This window comes from Bradyrhizobium sp. USDA 4541 (assembly GCF_024171085.1).
Classification (GTDB): domain Bacteria; phylum Pseudomonadota; class Alphaproteobacteria; order Rhizobiales; family Xanthobacteraceae; genus Bradyrhizobium; species Bradyrhizobium australafricanum.
This window is the reverse complement of record NZ_JALJZF010000001.1, coordinates 3,324,935-3,339,603: the sequence shown is the minus strand read 5'-3', so window position 1 is coordinate 3,339,603 and position 14,669 is coordinate 3,324,935. Positions and strand designations below refer to the sequence as shown.

At 64.5% G+C, this 14,669-nt stretch carries 13 protein-coding genes; 5 read left to right on the top strand and 8 right to left on the bottom strand.

Annotated features, from left to right (window positions below; genetic code table 11):
* Positions 1-76: 76 nt before the first annotated feature.
* Complete coding sequence (locus J2R80_RS15635; protein ID WP_057019130.1) at positions 77-658, bottom strand: TIGR00645 family protein; 582 nt, start codon at positions 656-658, stop codon at positions 77-79.
* Between the two features lie 165 nt (positions 659-823).
* Positions 824-2,473 carry an energy-dependent translational throttle protein EttA gene (ettA, locus tag J2R80_RS15630; RefSeq protein ID WP_057019129.1) on the bottom strand — a complete coding sequence of 550 codons (1,650 nt, stop codon included), beginning with the start codon at positions 2,471-2,473 and terminating at the stop codon, positions 824-826.
* Between the two features lie 273 nt (positions 2,474-2,746).
* On the opposite strand from ettA, the gene J2R80_RS15625 reads away from it, so the two are divergent.
* Positions 2,747-2,992: a hypothetical protein gene (locus tag J2R80_RS15625; RefSeq protein WP_057019128.1), complete on the top strand. Its 246-nt coding sequence runs from the start codon at positions 2,747-2,749 to the stop codon at positions 2,990-2,992.
* Between the two features lie 117 nt (positions 2,993-3,109).
* Entirely contained in the window at positions 3,110-4,072 is a 963-nt protein-coding gene (locus tag J2R80_RS15620) for a D-2-hydroxyacid dehydrogenase family protein (protein ID WP_253638821.1), read from the top strand.
* Here the strand turns inward: J2R80_RS15620 and J2R80_RS15615 are convergent.
* On the bottom strand, positions 4,035-4,829 hold the full coding sequence (locus J2R80_RS15615) for a DUF4336 domain-containing protein (protein WP_309143758.1): 795 nt from the start codon (positions 4,827-4,829) through the stop codon (positions 4,035-4,037). The two genes, J2R80_RS15620 and J2R80_RS15615, sit on opposite strands and share 38 nt — an antisense overlap.
* A gap of 102 nt (positions 4,830-4,931) precedes the next feature.
* Positions 4,932-6,176 (bottom strand): L,D-transpeptidase, encoded by a 1,245-nt coding sequence (locus J2R80_RS15610; RefSeq protein WP_253638820.1) that lies wholly within the window; start codon positions 6,174-6,176, stop codon positions 4,932-4,934.
* A 329-nt stretch (positions 6,177-6,505) separates the two neighbouring features.
* On the opposite strand from J2R80_RS15610, the gene J2R80_RS15605 reads away from it, so the two are divergent.
* On the top strand, positions 6,506-7,351 hold the full coding sequence (locus tag J2R80_RS15605; RefSeq protein WP_253638819.1) for a hypothetical protein: 846 nt from the start codon (positions 6,506-6,508) through the stop codon (positions 7,349-7,351).
* Between the two features lie 17 nt (positions 7,352-7,368).
* Here the strand turns inward: J2R80_RS15605 and sseA are convergent, their stop codons facing one another.
* The 3 genes from sseA to J2R80_RS15590 all read right to left on the bottom strand — a co-directional run bounded on the left by sseA (position 7,369) and on the right by J2R80_RS15590 (position 10,047).
* Positions 7,369-8,226, bottom strand: coding sequence for a 3-mercaptopyruvate sulfurtransferase (sseA, locus tag J2R80_RS15600; protein WP_141342587.1), 858 nt, complete (start codon positions 8,224-8,226; stop codon positions 7,369-7,371).
* A gap of 99 nt (positions 8,227-8,325) precedes the next feature.
* Entirely contained in the window at positions 8,326-8,739 is a 414-nt protein-coding gene (locus tag J2R80_RS15595; protein WP_016847778.1) for a rhodanese-like domain-containing protein, read from the bottom strand.
* 132 nt (positions 8,740-8,871) lie between these two features.
* On the bottom strand, positions 8,872-10,047 hold the full coding sequence (locus J2R80_RS15590; protein WP_016847779.1) for a VWA domain-containing protein: 1,176 nt from the start codon (positions 10,045-10,047) through the stop codon (positions 8,872-8,874).
* 365 nt (positions 10,048-10,412) lie between these two features.
* Here J2R80_RS15590 and J2R80_RS15585 point away from each other — a divergent pair, with 365 nt between their 5' ends.
* Together J2R80_RS15585 and J2R80_RS15580 are read left to right on the top strand one after the other, a co-directional pair.
* A complete protein-coding gene (locus tag J2R80_RS15585; protein WP_016847781.1) occupies positions 10,413-11,255 on the top strand; it encodes a MoxR family ATPase in 843 nt (280 codons plus the stop codon).
* Positions 11,256-11,345: 90 nt separating this feature from the next.
* Positions 11,346-12,848 carry an NAD(P)/FAD-dependent oxidoreductase gene (locus tag J2R80_RS15580; RefSeq protein WP_057019124.1) on the top strand — a complete coding sequence of 501 codons (1,503 nt, stop codon included), beginning with the start codon at positions 11,346-11,348 and terminating at the stop codon, positions 12,846-12,848.
* Between the two features lie 171 nt (positions 12,849-13,019).
* Here the strand turns inward: J2R80_RS15580 and J2R80_RS15575 are convergent, their stop codons facing one another.
* Positions 13,020-14,663: a GMC family oxidoreductase gene (locus tag J2R80_RS15575; protein WP_057019123.1), complete on the bottom strand. Its 1,644-nt coding sequence runs from the start codon at positions 14,661-14,663 to the stop codon at positions 13,020-13,022.
* Between the last annotated feature and the right edge of the window lie 6 nt (positions 14,664-14,669).

The window sequence follows — 14,669 nt, the reverse complement described above, 5'->3', positions numbered from 1 at the left end:
TCAGGCCAACGCCCGCGATATCAGTGTCGTGAGCCTTACCACGACACCGGATTGCTGTGAACCTTGGCGGCCGCGCTCAATGCGCGGCCTGCTTGGCGCCTTCGATCGAGTCGTTCGACAGCTTGTCGACGATGGCGATGCCGATCGCCGACAGGATGAAGACGCAGTGGATGATGGTCTGCCACATCACGCCGGTCTCGGTGTAGTTGCCCTTGCCTGACGACAGCGCGCCGGCCTCGATGAAGGTGCGCAGCAAATGGATCGAGGAGATGCCGATGATGGCCATCGCCAGCTTGATCTTCAGCACGCTGGCATTGACGTGGCTCAGCCATTCCGGCTCGTCCGGATGGCCCTGCAGATTGAGGCGCGAGACGAAGGTCTCGTAGCCGCCAACGATCACCATCACCAACAGGTTCGAGATCATGACGACGTCGATCAGGCCGAGAACGGCCAGCATGATCTGCTGCTCGCTGAAATCGAAGGCATGGGCGAACAGGTGCCATAGTTCCTTGAGGAACAGCACGACATAGACGCCCTGGGCGATGATCAGGCCGACATAGAGTGGCAATTGCAGCCAGCGCGATCCGAAGATCAGCATGGGAACGGGACGCAGCGACCGGCCCTTCGCGGGGGCGCGCGCCTCAGAAAGTGCGGACATGGTGGAGTGCTCGCAGGATTGAAAATTGCGGAGCGCTCTATCTACGCAATCCCGCGCGCTTGAAAAGCGACAACTGGCCGCACATTGCGCCGCGATGCCGTCACGATCCTGCCAACGAAGAACGGTCGAGCGCGGCGAGATGCCGCGTTCGACCGTTCATACTGGTCAGCGCGTCAGCTTCTTGTACTTCACGCGATGCGGAATGATGCTGTCCTGGCCGAGCCGGCGCATTTTGTCCTTTTCGTAATCCTGGAAGTTGCCCTCGAACCATTCGACATGGCTGTCGCCCTCGAAGGCCAGGATGTGGGTCGCGATGCGGTCGAGGAACCAGCGGTCATGGCTGATGATGACGGCGCAACCGGCGAAATCCTCGAGCGCCTCTTCCAGCGCGCGCAGCGTGTCGACGTCGAGGTCGTTGGTCGGTTCGTCGAGCAGCAGCACGTTGGCGCCCGACTTCAGCATCTTGGCGAGATGCACGCGATTGCGCTCACCGCCTGACAACGCGCCGACCTTCTTCTGTTGGTCAGCGCCCTTGAAGTTGAACGCCGAGCAGTAGCCGCGCGAATTGACTTCCTTCTTTCCGAGCAGGATCAGCTCGTTGCCCCCGGAGATCTCCTCCCACACCGTCTTGTTGCCCTCGAGCGCGTCGCGCGACTGGTCGACATAGCCGAGATGCACGGTCTCGCCGACCGTGATGGTGCCCTTGTCCGGCGTCTCCTGCTCGGTGATCATCTTGAACAGCGTGGTCTTGCCGGCGCCGTTGGCACCGATCACGCCGACGATGCCGCCGGGCGGCAGCTTGAAGGTGAGATCGTCGATCAGCAGGCGATCGCCAAATCCCTTGCTGAGACCTTCGAAGTCGACGACGTTGGCGCCGAGCCGCTCGGCGACCGGAATGATGATCTGCGCGGTCTGGGTCTGCTTCTCGCTCGCCTTCTTGAGCAGATCCTCATAGCGCTGGTAGCGGGCCTTCGACTTGGCCTGGCGCGCCTTCGGCGAGGACGCCACCCATTCCTGCTCGCGGGCCAGCGTCTTCTGATGCGCGGCATCCTCGCGGCCTTCCTGCTCGAGTCGCTTCTGCTTCTGCACCAGCCAGGACGAGTAATTGCCCTCGTACGGGATGCCGCGGCCGCGGTCGAGCTCGAGGATCCAGCCCGTGACGTTGTCGAGGAAGTAGCGGTCGTGGGTCACGATCAGGATCGCGCCGGGATAGTTGCGCAGATGACCTTCCAGCCACGACACCGATTCGGCGTCGAGATGGTTGGTCGGCTCGTCCAGCAGCAGCAATTCCGGCTGGTCGAGCAGCAGGCGGCACAGCGCCACGCGGCGGCGTTCACCGCCGGACAGTTTTGTGACATCGGCATCGTCGGGCGGGCAGCGCAGCGCGTCCATCGCCTGGTCGACCTTGCTGTCGAGATCCCACAGGCCCTGGGCCTCGATCTCGTCCTGCAGCTTGGTCATCTCGTCGGCGGTCTCGTCCGAATAGTTGACCGCAAGCTCGTTGTAGCGGTCGAGGATCGCCTTCTGCTTGGCGACGCCCTGCATGACGTTCTCACGAACGTTGAGTGCCGGATCGAGGTGCGGCTCCTGCTCGAGATAGCCGACGCGGGCGCCCTCGGCGACCCAGGCCTCGCCGTTATACTCCTTGTCGAGGCCGGCCATGATCTTGAGCAGCGTCGACTTGCCCGAGCCGTTGACGCCGAGCACGCCGATCTTGGCGTCCGGGTAGAAGCTCAGATGGATGTTATCGAGCACCTTGCGGGTCGGGTACGCCTTGGTCAGACCCTGCATGAAATAGATGAACTGGCGAGCCATCCGCTGTCCCTGGAATTGATCCGATTTGTGGAAATTTTGCTGCCGCCGATGTAACGGCCGGCCCCCGAAAGCGCAACCGCGGGACCTCTGTTTTCCGTCCGTTCACCACGTTTCGCGGCTTCACCACGGATGATTACGGGTTCGACGTCATGTGTGCGCCGAATCACGACAATTGAAACCATCTTTTAATAAATCAGGCCAAAACTCGTTCTCAACGTCGAAAAACGGCGATTTTCGCGGCAGAACCGCGGCCAAAACAGTTGAGGCCACGTCATGGCTACCATCATTTCAGCACCCCTTCCGCGCCCGACGACCAAAGGCGAGGCGACGCTGTTCGCCGAATTCCGCGCCTTTTGGCGCGCCTTCGTCGCCAAGGCTTTCAATCCCTACCGGCCGGAACTGCACTATATGCGCGGCCCGGGTCCGGCCTGCCGTGCCAAGCAGATGGCGCTGTCGCCGGCGGTCCGCTCGATGCTCGCCGATATCCGCGCCACGAAGAAGCCGTCGCCGCGCGTGTGACAATCGCCGCTTTTTGAAACCGCGGCCGCTTGCGCGCCTGCCGATTGCGCGCGACCATGACGGGTATCCCGACGGTTGATCTCCCGCCGTCGTCCTCACCCTGAATGGACCTCCCCGATGACGCGGCTCCGCTGTGCAATCCTCGACGACTATTTTGACATCGCGCTTTCGGTGGCCGACTGGCCGAAGGTCAAGGACCGGGTCGACGTCACCGTGTTCGACAAGCCGTTCGCGAGCGAGGCGGAAGCGGCGACGAAGCTGAAGGATTTCGAGATCATCTGCGCGATGCGCGAGCGCACCCCGTTCCCGAAGAGCCTGCTCGACGCGCTGCCCAGGCTGCAGTTCCTGATCACGTCAGGCATGCGCAACGCGGCGATCGACATGGAGGCCGCCAAGAACCGCAAGGTGGTGTTGTGCGGCACCCAATATAGCCGCGATCCCACCGCGCCGCTGACCATGGGCCTGATCCTGGAACTGACGCGCGGCATCGGCCGCGAGAATGCGCGCATGCACGCCGGCGAGGCCTGGCAGACCTTTGCCGGTACCGAGATCGAGGGCAAGACGCTCGGCATCATCGGCCTCGGCAAGCTCGGCAGCAAGGTCGCCGGCATGGCCAAGGTGTTCGGCATGAACGTCATCGCCTGGAGTCCCAATCTGACGCCGGAGAAGTGCAAGGAGGCCGGCGTCGCCTATGCCAGCAAGGACGAGCTGTTCGCGACATCAGACATCATCACCATCCATGTCGTGCTGAGCCCGCGCTCGCGCGGACTGGTCGGCGCCGCCGATCTCGCCCGCATGAAGCCGTCGGCCTATCTCGTCAACACCGCGCGCGGGCCGATCGTCGATGAGGACGCCCTGTTCGCGGCGCTGCGTGACAAGACGATCGCCGGCGCCGGCATCGACGTGTTCTCGGTCGAGCCGCTGCCGTCGGATCACCCGCTGCGCAAGCTCGACAACGTCGTGATCACGCCGCATCTCGGCTACGCGACGCGCGAGAGCCTGCAGGCGCATTATCAGCAGATGGTCGAGTGCATCGATGCCTTCACCAAGGGCAACGAGCCGCCGCGGCGCCTGGCCTGACAGCGGCATTCACTGCGGCTAGCCGAGCCAGCGGAACGCGCGTTCGAGCTCGGCGCGGCCGTCCCGGTCGTACCACGTGGGCGAGAATGATCCGCTCCGGATCCCATTCGATCATGCGGTCGACGGCGGCCTTCATCGCGTCCCTGTCCTGCAGGAAGGTCGAGCGCAGATCGGTTGGCGTGCTGCCGTCGGGATCGCGCACGCCGCCGAGCCAGATCAGGAACCGCATCAACGGCGAGCGGACTCGTCCGGCCTCAAAATTCTCGATCAGGTCCGTCAGCAGCAATGTCCGCGACGGCAGATGGAAGAACACGACCTCCGTCATGTAGCTGCCTGCCACCGGCAGCGTCGCGATCCACTCATCCCAGGGATAGCCGGATGATCGTTCCAGTGGCTCGGCTTCGAAGGTCAGCCGATTGTCCGCCTGTTGCTTGATCCCGGGCGCAAGGAAGATGCGCGCGTCGGGATAGGCAGCATTCCATTGCGGAATCCACCAGTAATGCAGACGGTTCGGACCGATGATCCAGCGCGGTACGCCCAGCTCAACGATTGCGGCCTTGAGCTCGGCCAGCAATGGTGTCGGCGAGTGAATGAACAGCCGCCCACCCGGCAGACGAACGATCGTCGCGCGCATTGGAAACGGCATCTTGAACCAGCGCGGACCGAACCGGATGATCGGACCATCGATCATCCATACGTCATCGGCGACAGGCTTTGGCGCATTCAGCGGCGGATAGGTCTCGCAGACGTCCTGCATCGCATTGCTTCCCAAGCTGCAACGTCGAAATGCGCGGCTTGTTGCAACAAAAAAAGGCGCGCTGTTCGCGCGCCTTTTTCAATGATGAACTTGCCGGTTGGCCTAGCGCACCGTCACCGGTGCGGGCAGCGGCTGCACCGTGGTCGGCTGCGTGCCGGGCAGCGGCGCGGCCGCCTGAGCCTGGGCCGCAGAGGGAGCCATCGGGTTCGCGGGCGCGGCAGAAGCCGTCGCCGTTCCCGGCGGCGGACCACCGGGCAGCACAACCACGCGGGTGCCGACCTTGGCACGCTCGAACAGGTCGGAGACGTCCTCGTTCAGCATGCCGATGCAGCCCGACGAGACGAACTTGCCGATGGTCGACGGCTGGTTGGTGCCGTGAATACGGTACACGGTCGAGCCGAGATACATCGCGCGGGCGCCGAGCGGGTTGCCGGGTCCGCCGGCCATGAAGCGCGGCAGATAGGGCTGACGCTCGATCATCTCGGTCGGCGGATGCCAATCCGGCCACTCGGCCTTACGGGTGATCTTCTGCACGCCGGTCCAGGTGAAGCCGTCGCGGCCGACACGGACGCCGTAACGGATCGCCCGGCCGTTGCCCAGGATGTAATAGAGGTAGGTGTTCGACGTATCGACAACGATCGTGCCTGCCGGCTCCTTGGTCGCGAACGACACTTCCTGGCGACGCAGATTCGGCGGCAGTTGCGCCGGGGCGTCTTCTGGCTGCTCGTCCGGCGGCAGCGCCGCGATCTGCACCGGCTTGCCGTTGGCATCGACCGGCGCCTGCTGCTGCGGCACGGCTCCGGTAACGCCCTCGGGCGGACGCATGCCGCCGCGGTCGTCGCCGTAGGAAACACCGGCGGCCGGAACGCCATTGTCGCGATTGGCTTGTTGCGCACCCGGACGATCGCCGTAGATCACCGGCGGCGGCCCCATCGGACGGCCATAGCGGGGATCATCGGGCGACATCACCGGCCCAGTCGGCGCGCCACGGTCGGAATAGACCGGAGGAGCATTCATCGGGCGGCCATAGCGCGGATCGTCCGGCGACATCACTGGGCCGGTCGGCGCGCCACGATCGGAATAGGCGGGCGCATTCGCCGGACGGCCATAGCGCGGGTCGTTCGGCGACAGCACCGGGCCGGGCGGCGGCAATGCAGCCGAATCCTGCCCGTCATCGTCATTGAGTGCGTCGAAATCCGGCATGCTGCCCTGGGGGTAGGGCTGGGGCGCCGTCGAATAGGCGGTGCCTTGGGGCGCCGGATAACCCTGCTGCGCATGCGCAAGCGGGGTTCCTGCCACGCCGAGAGCCGCGGCAGCGCAAATCGTCAGAATGCGGTTGATCATCATTGCTCTGTTATAGTCCCCAAGCCACACCGGACTGTTAACGGCCCAATGCAGGAAGATAGCGGCGCATTCAAGACAAATCCGCGAAACCCGGGCTATTCCGGGCCTTTTGTGATTTCGCGTCAACGCTGCGGCAAAGATGTCTCACGGGTCGGGAATGTTTGTCCACGTGGCCAAAGTCATCAATCACCCGCATTTTGTAACAAACAGTCCCGGGACGTTGCGATATCTTCGAATCGGCCTGATTCGCGCTCGCGACGCCGGCTTTCTTGTGTGGTCACCGCGTTCCCTCGACATCGAAGACCCTCCCGCAGAAGGGGGAACCCGCGCCCATGCTCCCCGGCCTTCGTTTTCTGTTCGCCGCGATCGTGCTGGCGACTTCGCTTCTGGTGTTCGGGTTAGGGGCAGCCGCGCTGTTTCGCGCGGCGCATGAAGAGTTCGCCAGCATTCCGGCCCGCCGGGCGCCGCCGCCCGAGCCGCAATTCGCGCAGCAGCCCGAGACCCCGCCGGTGCTTGCCATGGTGCGGGTCGATCCGCCCGCCGCCGACAAGGTGACGACCGATACGCCGGCAGCCCCGTCCGAGCCGGCCGCGTCCGAACAACCGGCCGCTCCCGCTGAGATCGCCGCCCCTGCAGCCGAGCCGGAGAAGGTCGCCGCCGTGACGGCGGATGATCCGGTCCCACCCGCTCCGCCGAAGCCGGAGGCCCAAGCCACGGAGACCCCGGCGCCGGCCCAATCCGCCGACACTGCGGCTCAGACTCCGACCGCAGATCCCTCGGCGGCATGGGAGCCGACGCCCGCTGCCGCCGAAGCCGCACCGGCAGCTACGGAGGCCAAGGTCGCCGCCGTCGCCGATCCGCCTGCCCCCAGCGAGCCCGCGCTTCCGCCGCCGGCACCCGCAATGGCAGCGCCGGAGCCCGCCCCGCCGCCATCACCCGAGGCGATCGCGGCCGCGACCAAGATCGCAACGCTGGGTGGGCCCGAAGTTGTTGTCGAAGTGCCGGTAGCGCCGAAGGCCGCTGAGGCGAAGAAGCCGGAGCGCAGCGCGGTCAGCAAGCCGGCACATCGCAAGGAGCGGCGGCGGATTGTCCGCGCGCCGCCGGTTCGGCAGGTCGTTCAGCAGCAGCAGCTCGATCCGTTCGGCCAGCCGACCCTGGTGCCGCTCACCCGGCGCTAGCAAGCAGGAACGACCTGTCAGGCCGGTCCCGTCGCGATCGGCGGGCCGCTCGCCTGCCCCCATTCCGACCACGAGCCGTCATAGAGCGCGCTCTCGGTGACGCCGAGCCGGTAGAGCGCAAGCGTCAGCACGCCGGCCGAGACGCCGGAGCCGCAGCTCGTGACGATGGGCGCATCGAGCTTCACGCCGGCGCCCGCGAACGACTTGCGCAGGTCATCGAGCGGCTTCATCTCGCCGGTCGCGGCATCGAACAATTGGTTGTAGGGCACGTTGCGGGCGCCTGGGATGTGGCCGGCGCGGATGCCCGGACGCGGCTCCGGCGCGCGGCCTTCGAAGCGGTCGGCGGCGCGCGCATCGATCACCTGCTCGGCACGGCTTTCGACATTGGCGATCATCTGCTCGATGCTGCGCACGCGCTGCGGATCGTAGCTCGCCTTGAAGGTCGCAGGCTTCGGCTTCACCTCGCCGCTCTCGACCGCCCTGCCCTCGGCGCGCCACTTCTTCAGGCCGCCGTTGAGAATGCGCACGTTGCGATGGCCATAGGACAGGAACATCCACCAGGCGCGCGGCGCCGCGACCCAGCCGCCGGAATCGTAGATCACCACGGTGTCGGCATTGCCGATGCCAAGCACGCCGATGTCGCGGCCGAACTGCTCGGCGCTCGGAAACATGTGCGGCAGCGGATTGGCATGGTCGGACACCGCGTCGACATCGAAGAACACAGCACCCGGCAGATGCGCGGCGAGATAATCGTCCTTCGGCAATGGCAGCACGCCGGGCAGCTTGAAGGTCGCGTCGAGCACCTTGACGTTGGCATCGCCGAGATGCGCAGCCAGCCATTCGGTCGAAACGAGCGGATCGTCGGTCATCGTCATCTTGCGTGTTTCTCCATCGTCATTGCCGGACTTGATCCGGCAATCCATCTTGCCTTGAAGCGATGGACACGCGGGTCAAGCCCGCGTGTGACATCCTGCCTAGCCCTTTTTCTTCGGCTCCCACGCCTCGATCGGCCCGCCGGCCTCGCGCCAGGCGGCAAAGCCGCCGCCCATATGCGCGACCGGCTTCAGGCCCATGTCCTTTGCGGTCTTGGCGGCGAGCGCCGAGCGCAGGCCGCCGGCGCAGTGGAAGATGAACTTCTTGTCTTCCTGGAAGATCGGCTTGGCATAGGGGCTATTCGGATCGATCCAGAACTCCAGCATGCCGCGGGTGCAGGAGAACGCGCCGGGGATCTTGCCGTCGCGCTCGATCTCGCGGGGATCGCGGATGTCGACGATGACGACGTCGTTCTTGCCGATCAGCGTGATCGCGTCGGCCGCGCTGATGGTCTCGATCTCGGCATTGGCCTCGTCGATCATCACCTTGATGCCGCGGTGGATGTTCTGGGGCATGGGGCTCTCCCTGGCTTTTCTTGATCGTCATTCTGGGGCGATGCGGCAGCATCGAACCCGGAATGACGATCGAATTTCATCAACTCGAGATTCCGGATCGATCCCATGGACCGTCCGGAATGACGGGATTGGTTACCGCACCAACTCCCGCATCGCGTTCTCCAGACCTTCGATCGTGATCGGATACATGCGTTCGGAGAACAGGCGGCGGATGATGGTGGTCGATTCCGAATAGTCCCAGTGCTTCTGCGCCACCGGATTGAGCCACACCGCGTGCGGATAGGTGCGGATGATGCGATCGAGCCAGACCGAGCCGGCCTCTTCATTGACATGCTCGACCGAGCCGCCGGGAACCATGATCTCGTAAGGCGACATCGAGGCGTCGCCCACGAACACCACCTTGTAGTCGTGCGGATATTTGTGCAGCACGTCCCAGGTCGGCGTGCGATCGGTGAAGCGCCGCTTGTTCTGCTTCCAGACGCCTTCATAGAGGCAGTTGTGGAAGTAGAAATACTCCATGTGCTTGAATTCGCTCTTGGCGGCCGAGAACAGTTCCTCGACCTGCTCGATATGCGAATCCATCGAGCCGCCGATATCGAAGAACACCAGCACCTTGACCGCGTTGCGCCGCTCGGGGCGCATGTGCACGTCGAGATAGCCGTGGTTGGCGGTCTCCTTGATCGTGGTGTCGAGGTCGAGCTCATCTGGCGCGCCGGTACGCGCGAACTTGCGCAGCCGCCGCAGCGCCACCTTGATGTTGCGGATGCCGAGCTCGACATTACCGTCGAGATCCTTGAACTCGCGCTTGTCCCATACCTTCACGGCGCGGTTGTTGCGGTTCTTCTCCTGCCCAATGCGGACGCCCTCGGGATTATAGCCATGGGCGCCGAACGGCGAGGTGCCGGCGGTGCCGATCCACTTGCTGCCGCCCTGGTGGCGGCCCTTCTGTTCCTCGAGCCGCTTCTTCAGGGTCTCCATGAGCTTGTCCCAGCCCATGGCCTCGATCTGCTTCTTCTCTTCCTCGGTGAGATATTTCTCGGCGAGCTTCTTCAGCCACTCCTCGGGGATCTCCGCCTTGCCCATGGCGTCGAGCAGGCTCTCGAGCCCCTTGAACACGGTGCCGAACACGCGGTCGAACTTGTCGAGATTGCGCTCGTCCTTCACCAGCGCGGCGCGCGACAAATAGTAGAAGTTCTCGACCGTCTGCTCGGCGAGATCGGCGTCAAGCGCTTCCATCAAGGTCAGATATTCCCGTAGCGTCACGGGGACCTGGGCGTCGCGCAGCGATGTGAAAAACTGCAGGAACATACCCACCTAGATCGCCCGCTGGGCCGGTGGCGTCAAGGGCCCCCGGCCGTGCTTCATCCCGAGATCAGCCATCCACTTTCACCGGGTTACCTCCGCCGCCGTCGGTCCGTGGCGGCGCCCGCGCCATCGCGGCAAGGTCGCGCCACGCCGGCGATCATTCCGCAGAGCGGAAAGATGATGCATGACATTCCATGCGGAAGCCCACATCGGTACCGCTGCGCTGCGGAATCCGCGCTAGACCGCCCGGCTTTTTCAATTAGAATTGTACCGGACAAGATATCGGAGAGGACATGCGACCGCTGCGAGAGCGGTCGTTTCGTGTGGGGGCCCGGGCCGCCGACGAACGAAGCAAGGCAAACAGATAGATGAAATTCACGGGTACCAAGGACTACGTCGCCACCGATGACCTCAAGGTCGCTGTCAATGCCGCCATCGTGCTCGAGCGCCCGCTGCTGGTGAAGGGCGAGCCCGGCACCGGCAAGACCGTACTGGCCGAGGAAGTCGCCAAGGCGATCGACGCGCCGCTTTTGACCTGGCACATCAAGTCGACCACCAAGGCGCAGCAGGGCCTCTACGAATACGATGCCGTCTCGCGACTGCGCGACAGCCAGCTCGGCGACGCCCGCGTGTCCGACATCAAGAACTACATCAAGCGCGGCAAGCTGTGGGAGGCCTTCACCAACGAGAAGCGCCCGGTGCTGCTGATCGACGAGATCGACAAGGCCGACATCGAATTCCCCAACGATCTGCTGCTCGAACTCGACCGCATGGAATTCCACGTCTACGAGACCGGCGAGACCATCAAGGCGAAGCTGCGCCCGATCGTGATGATCACGTCGAACAACGAGAAGGAACTGCCGGACGCCTTCCTGCGCCGCTGCTTCTTCCACTACATCAAGTTCCCCGACAACGAGACGATGGGCAAGATCGTCGACGTGCATTTCCCCGGTATCAAGAAGCGCCTGGTGGAAGAGGCGCTGCGGATCTTCTTCGAAGTCCGCGAGGTGCCGGGCCTGAAGAAGAAGCCCTCGACCTCGGAACTGCTCGACTGGCTCAAGCTGCTGTTGAACGAGGACATCACCCCCGAGATGCTGCGCGAGCGCGATCCGCGCAAGCTGATCCCGCCGCTGCATGGCGCGCTGCTCAAGAACGAGCAGGACGTGCACCTGTTCGAGCGGCTGGCTTTCCTCAGCCGCCGCGAAGTCTAGTTCCGATATCGGCAAACGCCGGGGCGATGGCTCCGGCGTTTTGCTTCTGCAGCTCAACAAACAAGCCAACAAGCAAGAAGACCAGGGAAGATGAACGTCCAAACCCAGATCCGGGCCGCCGAGCCCGTCACGACAGAGCACTTCGACGTCCTGATCGCAGGCGCCGGCATCTCCGGCGTCGGCGCCGCCTACCACCTCACCACGCAATGCCCCGGCACCAGCTTCGTGGTGCTGGAGACGCAGAAGACTTTTGGCGGTACCTGGTCCACCCACCGCTATCCCGGCATCCGCTCCGACAGCGACCTGCACACCTTCGGCTATCGCTTCAAGCCGTGGACCAGCGCGCCGATCGCGACCGCGGCCGAGATCCTGAAGTACATGGGCGAGGTGATCGAGGAGAACGACATCGCCCGTCACATCCGCTATCGCCACACCATCACCGCGGCGAAGTGGTCGAACGAAACCAATCTCTGGACCATCGATGCGACGCGCATCGACACCGGCGAGCGGCTGCGCTTCACCACCAACTTCTTCTGGATGTGCCAGGGTTATTATCGCCACGACGCGGGCTATACGCCCGAATGGACCGACATGGCGAAGTTCAAGGGCACCGTCGTGCATCCGCAGACCTGGCCCGACGACCTCGACTACAAGGGCAAGCGCGTGGTCGTGATCGGCTCCGGCGCCACCGCCGCGACCCTGATCCCGGCGATGGCCAAGGATGCCGGCCATGTCACCATGCTGCAGCGTTCGCCGACCTATTTCCGCACCGGCCGCAACGCCATCGAGATCGCCGAGGAGCTGCGCAGGCTGCAGGTCGACGAGCACTGGATCCACGAGATCACCCGCCGCAAGATACTGTTCGAGCAGGACGCCTTCACCAGGCGGACCTTCGCCGAGCCCGAGGGCGCCAAGAAGGACCTGCTGGCGGCGGTCGAAGCCGTCCTCGGCAAGGACTACGACATTGCCACCCACTTCACGCCGAGCTACCGGCCGTGGCGGCAGCGCATCGCCTTCGTGCCGGATGCCGACCTGTTCCACGCCATCAAGGGCGGCAAGGCGTCGGTCGTCACCGACGAGATCGACCGCTTCACCGAGACGGGCATCCTGCTCAAGTCCGGCAAGCAGCTCGAGGCCGACATCATTATCACCGCGACCGGCTTCCACCTCTCCGCCAACGGCGGCATCGACTTCGAGATCGACGGCAAGCCGCTCGACTTCGCCGATACCGTGACCTATCGCGGCATGATGTTCACCGGCGTGCCGAACCTCGTCTGGGTGTTCGGCTATTTCCGCGCCAGCTGGACCTTGCGCGTCGATCTGGTCGGCGACTTCGTCTGCCGCCTGCTGCAGCACATGAAGGCGACCGGCGCGAACAAGGTGACGCCGGAACTGCGCCCCGAAGACCACAACATGCCGCTGCTGCCGTGGATCGATCCGGAGAACTTCAACCCCGGCTACATGATGCGCGGCATGCACCTCTTGCCGAAGCGCGGCGACAAGCCGGAGTGGCAGCACAACCAGGATTACTGGGCCGAGAAGGACGAATTCCCGGCGATCGACCTCAAGGACAAGGCGTTCGTCTACGGCTGAGCTCCTGATATTAGTCCCGTCATCCTGAGGAGCGCGTAGCGCGTCTCGAAGGATGCACGGCCCCACTCGGGCCGTCGTGCTTCGAGACGGCCGCTTCGCGGCCTCCTCAGCATGACGGTGTTAGACACAGCGCGCTGATCAAAAAGCAACATCGCGTACGCCTCTATTCCGTCACGCATACTCCGGCAGCTTCGCAGCCGCCTCGGGTGCCTTGCCGCGGATCATGTCGGAGGCCTTGTCGGCGATCATCAAGGTCGAGGCGTTGAGATTGGCTGAGATCATCCGCGGCATGATCGAGGCGTCGATCACGCGCAGGCCCTCCATGCCATGGACCCGAAGCTGGTCGTCGACCACCGCCCACGGCGCGTCCGCCGGTCCCATCCGGCAGGTGCAGCCGGGATGGAAGGTGGTGGTGCCGCGCTCGGTCGCGGCCGCGAGCAGTTCGTCGTCGCTCGTGACCTTCGGGCCCGGAAAGTCCTCATAGGCGTAATACGGACTGAGCGGCTCGGAGGCGAGCAGCCGGCGCGCCAGCTTCATGCCGGCGACGACGACGCGGCGGTCGATCTCCTCGGCGAGGTAGTTGGTCTGGATGATCGGCGGCGCGAACGGATCGGCGGAGCGGATCCGGACATAGCCGCGGCTCTCCGGCCGCTGCTGCCATGACGCCACCGTCATGCCGGGCTCGTCCTCGAGCTGGCCCTGCACGCCTTCCTTGTAGCTCGCCGGCGTGAAGGTGAGCTGCAGATCGGAGCTCTCGGTGGTCTCGCCGGAATGCCAGAAACAGTAGACCATGGTAGGCGACAGCGACAGCAGGCCGCGCCGCGTCGTCGCCCATTTGATCGCCTCGCCCCACAGGCTGAAGCCGCGGCGAAGCTCGTTGATGGTCCTGATGTTCTTGACCCGCGCCACCGAGCGCGGCGCGTAATGATCCTGCAAACCTTCGCCGACGCCCGGCAGCGCGTGGCGCACCTCGATGCCGTGCGCCTGCAACAGCTCAGGCGCGCCGACGCCGGAGAGCTGCAACAGCTGCGGCGAGTTGTAGGCGCCGCCGGAGAGGATGACCTCCTTGGTGACGCGGATCTCCAGGGGATCGCCGTGCTTGCCGCCGCGGTTGTAGCGCACGCCGACCGCGCGCTTGCCCTCGAAGATGATGCCGGTGACATGCGCATGCGTGCGCACATCGACATTGGGCCGCCGCCGCGCCGGATGCAGGAACGCGGTCGCGGCGCTGACCCGGCGGCCGTTTCGGATGGTGCGCTGGCAGTACGACACGCCTTCCTGTATCTGGCCGTTGTAATCAGGATTGCGCGGAATGCCGAGGCTGACCGCGCCTGCCATGAAGGCCTCGCAGAGTGGATCCTGCCAGTCCATGGTGGTGACGGTGAGGTTGCCGTCGCGGCCGCGATAGGTGTCGTCGCCCTCGCCGATCCGCCTCTCCATGCGCCGGAAATAGGGCAGCACGTCAGGATAGCCCCAGCCGCGATTGCCGAGCTGCGCCCAGGTGTCGAAATCCTGGCGCTGGCCGCGATTATAAATGTGGCCGTTGATCGAGGACGAGCCGCCGAGCGTCTTGCCGCGCGGCGCATAGATGCTGCGCCCGCCGGTGTAGGGACCCACCTCCTGCTGATAGGCCCAGTTCACGCTCTTCATATGGAAGGTCTTGATGAAGCCGGCCGGCAGATGGATGTAGGGATGCCAGTCGCTCGGCCCCGCCTCGAGCACGCACACCTTGGTGCCTGCGTCTTCACTCAAGCGGTTGGTCAGCACGCTCCCGGCGGAGCCTGCGCCGATGATCACATAATCGAACGTTTCCATCGTCTC

What these genes read in the sequence shown, in the direction of transcription:
- sseA (WP_141342587.1), bottom strand. Translation starts at nt 8,226, where the DNA reads ATGACGATGACCGACGATCCGCTCGTTTCGACCGAATGGCTGGCTGCG.
- J2R80_RS15580 (WP_057019124.1), top strand. Translation starts at nt 11,346, where the DNA reads ATGAACGTCCAAACCCAGATCCGGGCCGCCGAGCCCGTCACGACAGAG.
- J2R80_RS15595 (WP_016847778.1), bottom strand. Translation starts at nt 8,739, where the DNA reads ATGCCCCAGAACATCCACCGCGGCATCAAGGTGATGATCGACGAGGCC.
- J2R80_RS15610 (WP_253638820.1), bottom strand. Translation starts at nt 6,176, where the DNA reads ATGATGATCAACCGCATTCTGACGATTTGCGCTGCCGCGGCTCTCGGC.
- J2R80_RS15575 (WP_057019123.1), bottom strand. Translation starts at nt 14,663, where the DNA reads ATGGAAACGTTCGATTATGTGATCATCGGCGCAGGCTCCGCCGGGAGC.
- J2R80_RS15635 (WP_057019130.1), bottom strand. Translation starts at nt 658, where the DNA reads ATGTCCGCACTTTCTGAGGCGCGCGCCCCCGCGAAGGGCCGGTCGCTG.
- J2R80_RS15590 (WP_016847779.1), bottom strand. Translation starts at nt 10,047, where the DNA reads ATGTTCCTGCAGTTTTTCACATCGCTGCGCGACGCCCAGGTCCCCGTG.
- J2R80_RS15585 (WP_016847781.1), top strand. Translation starts at nt 10,413, where the DNA reads ATGAAATTCACGGGTACCAAGGACTACGTCGCCACCGATGACCTCAAG.
- J2R80_RS15605 (WP_253638819.1), top strand. Translation starts at nt 6,506, where the DNA reads ATGCTCCCCGGCCTTCGTTTTCTGTTCGCCGCGATCGTGCTGGCGACT.
- J2R80_RS15615 (WP_309143758.1), bottom strand. Translation starts at nt 4,829, where the DNA reads ATGCAGGACGTCTGCGAGACCTATCCGCCGCTGAATGCGCCAAAGCCT.
- J2R80_RS15625 (WP_057019128.1), top strand. Translation starts at nt 2,747, where the DNA reads ATGGCTACCATCATTTCAGCACCCCTTCCGCGCCCGACGACCAAAGGC.
- J2R80_RS15620 (WP_253638821.1), top strand. Translation starts at nt 3,110, where the DNA reads ATGACGCGGCTCCGCTGTGCAATCCTCGACGACTATTTTGACATCGCG.
- ettA (WP_057019129.1), bottom strand. Translation starts at nt 2,473, where the DNA reads ATGGCTCGCCAGTTCATCTATTTCATGCAGGGTCTGACCAAGGCGTAC.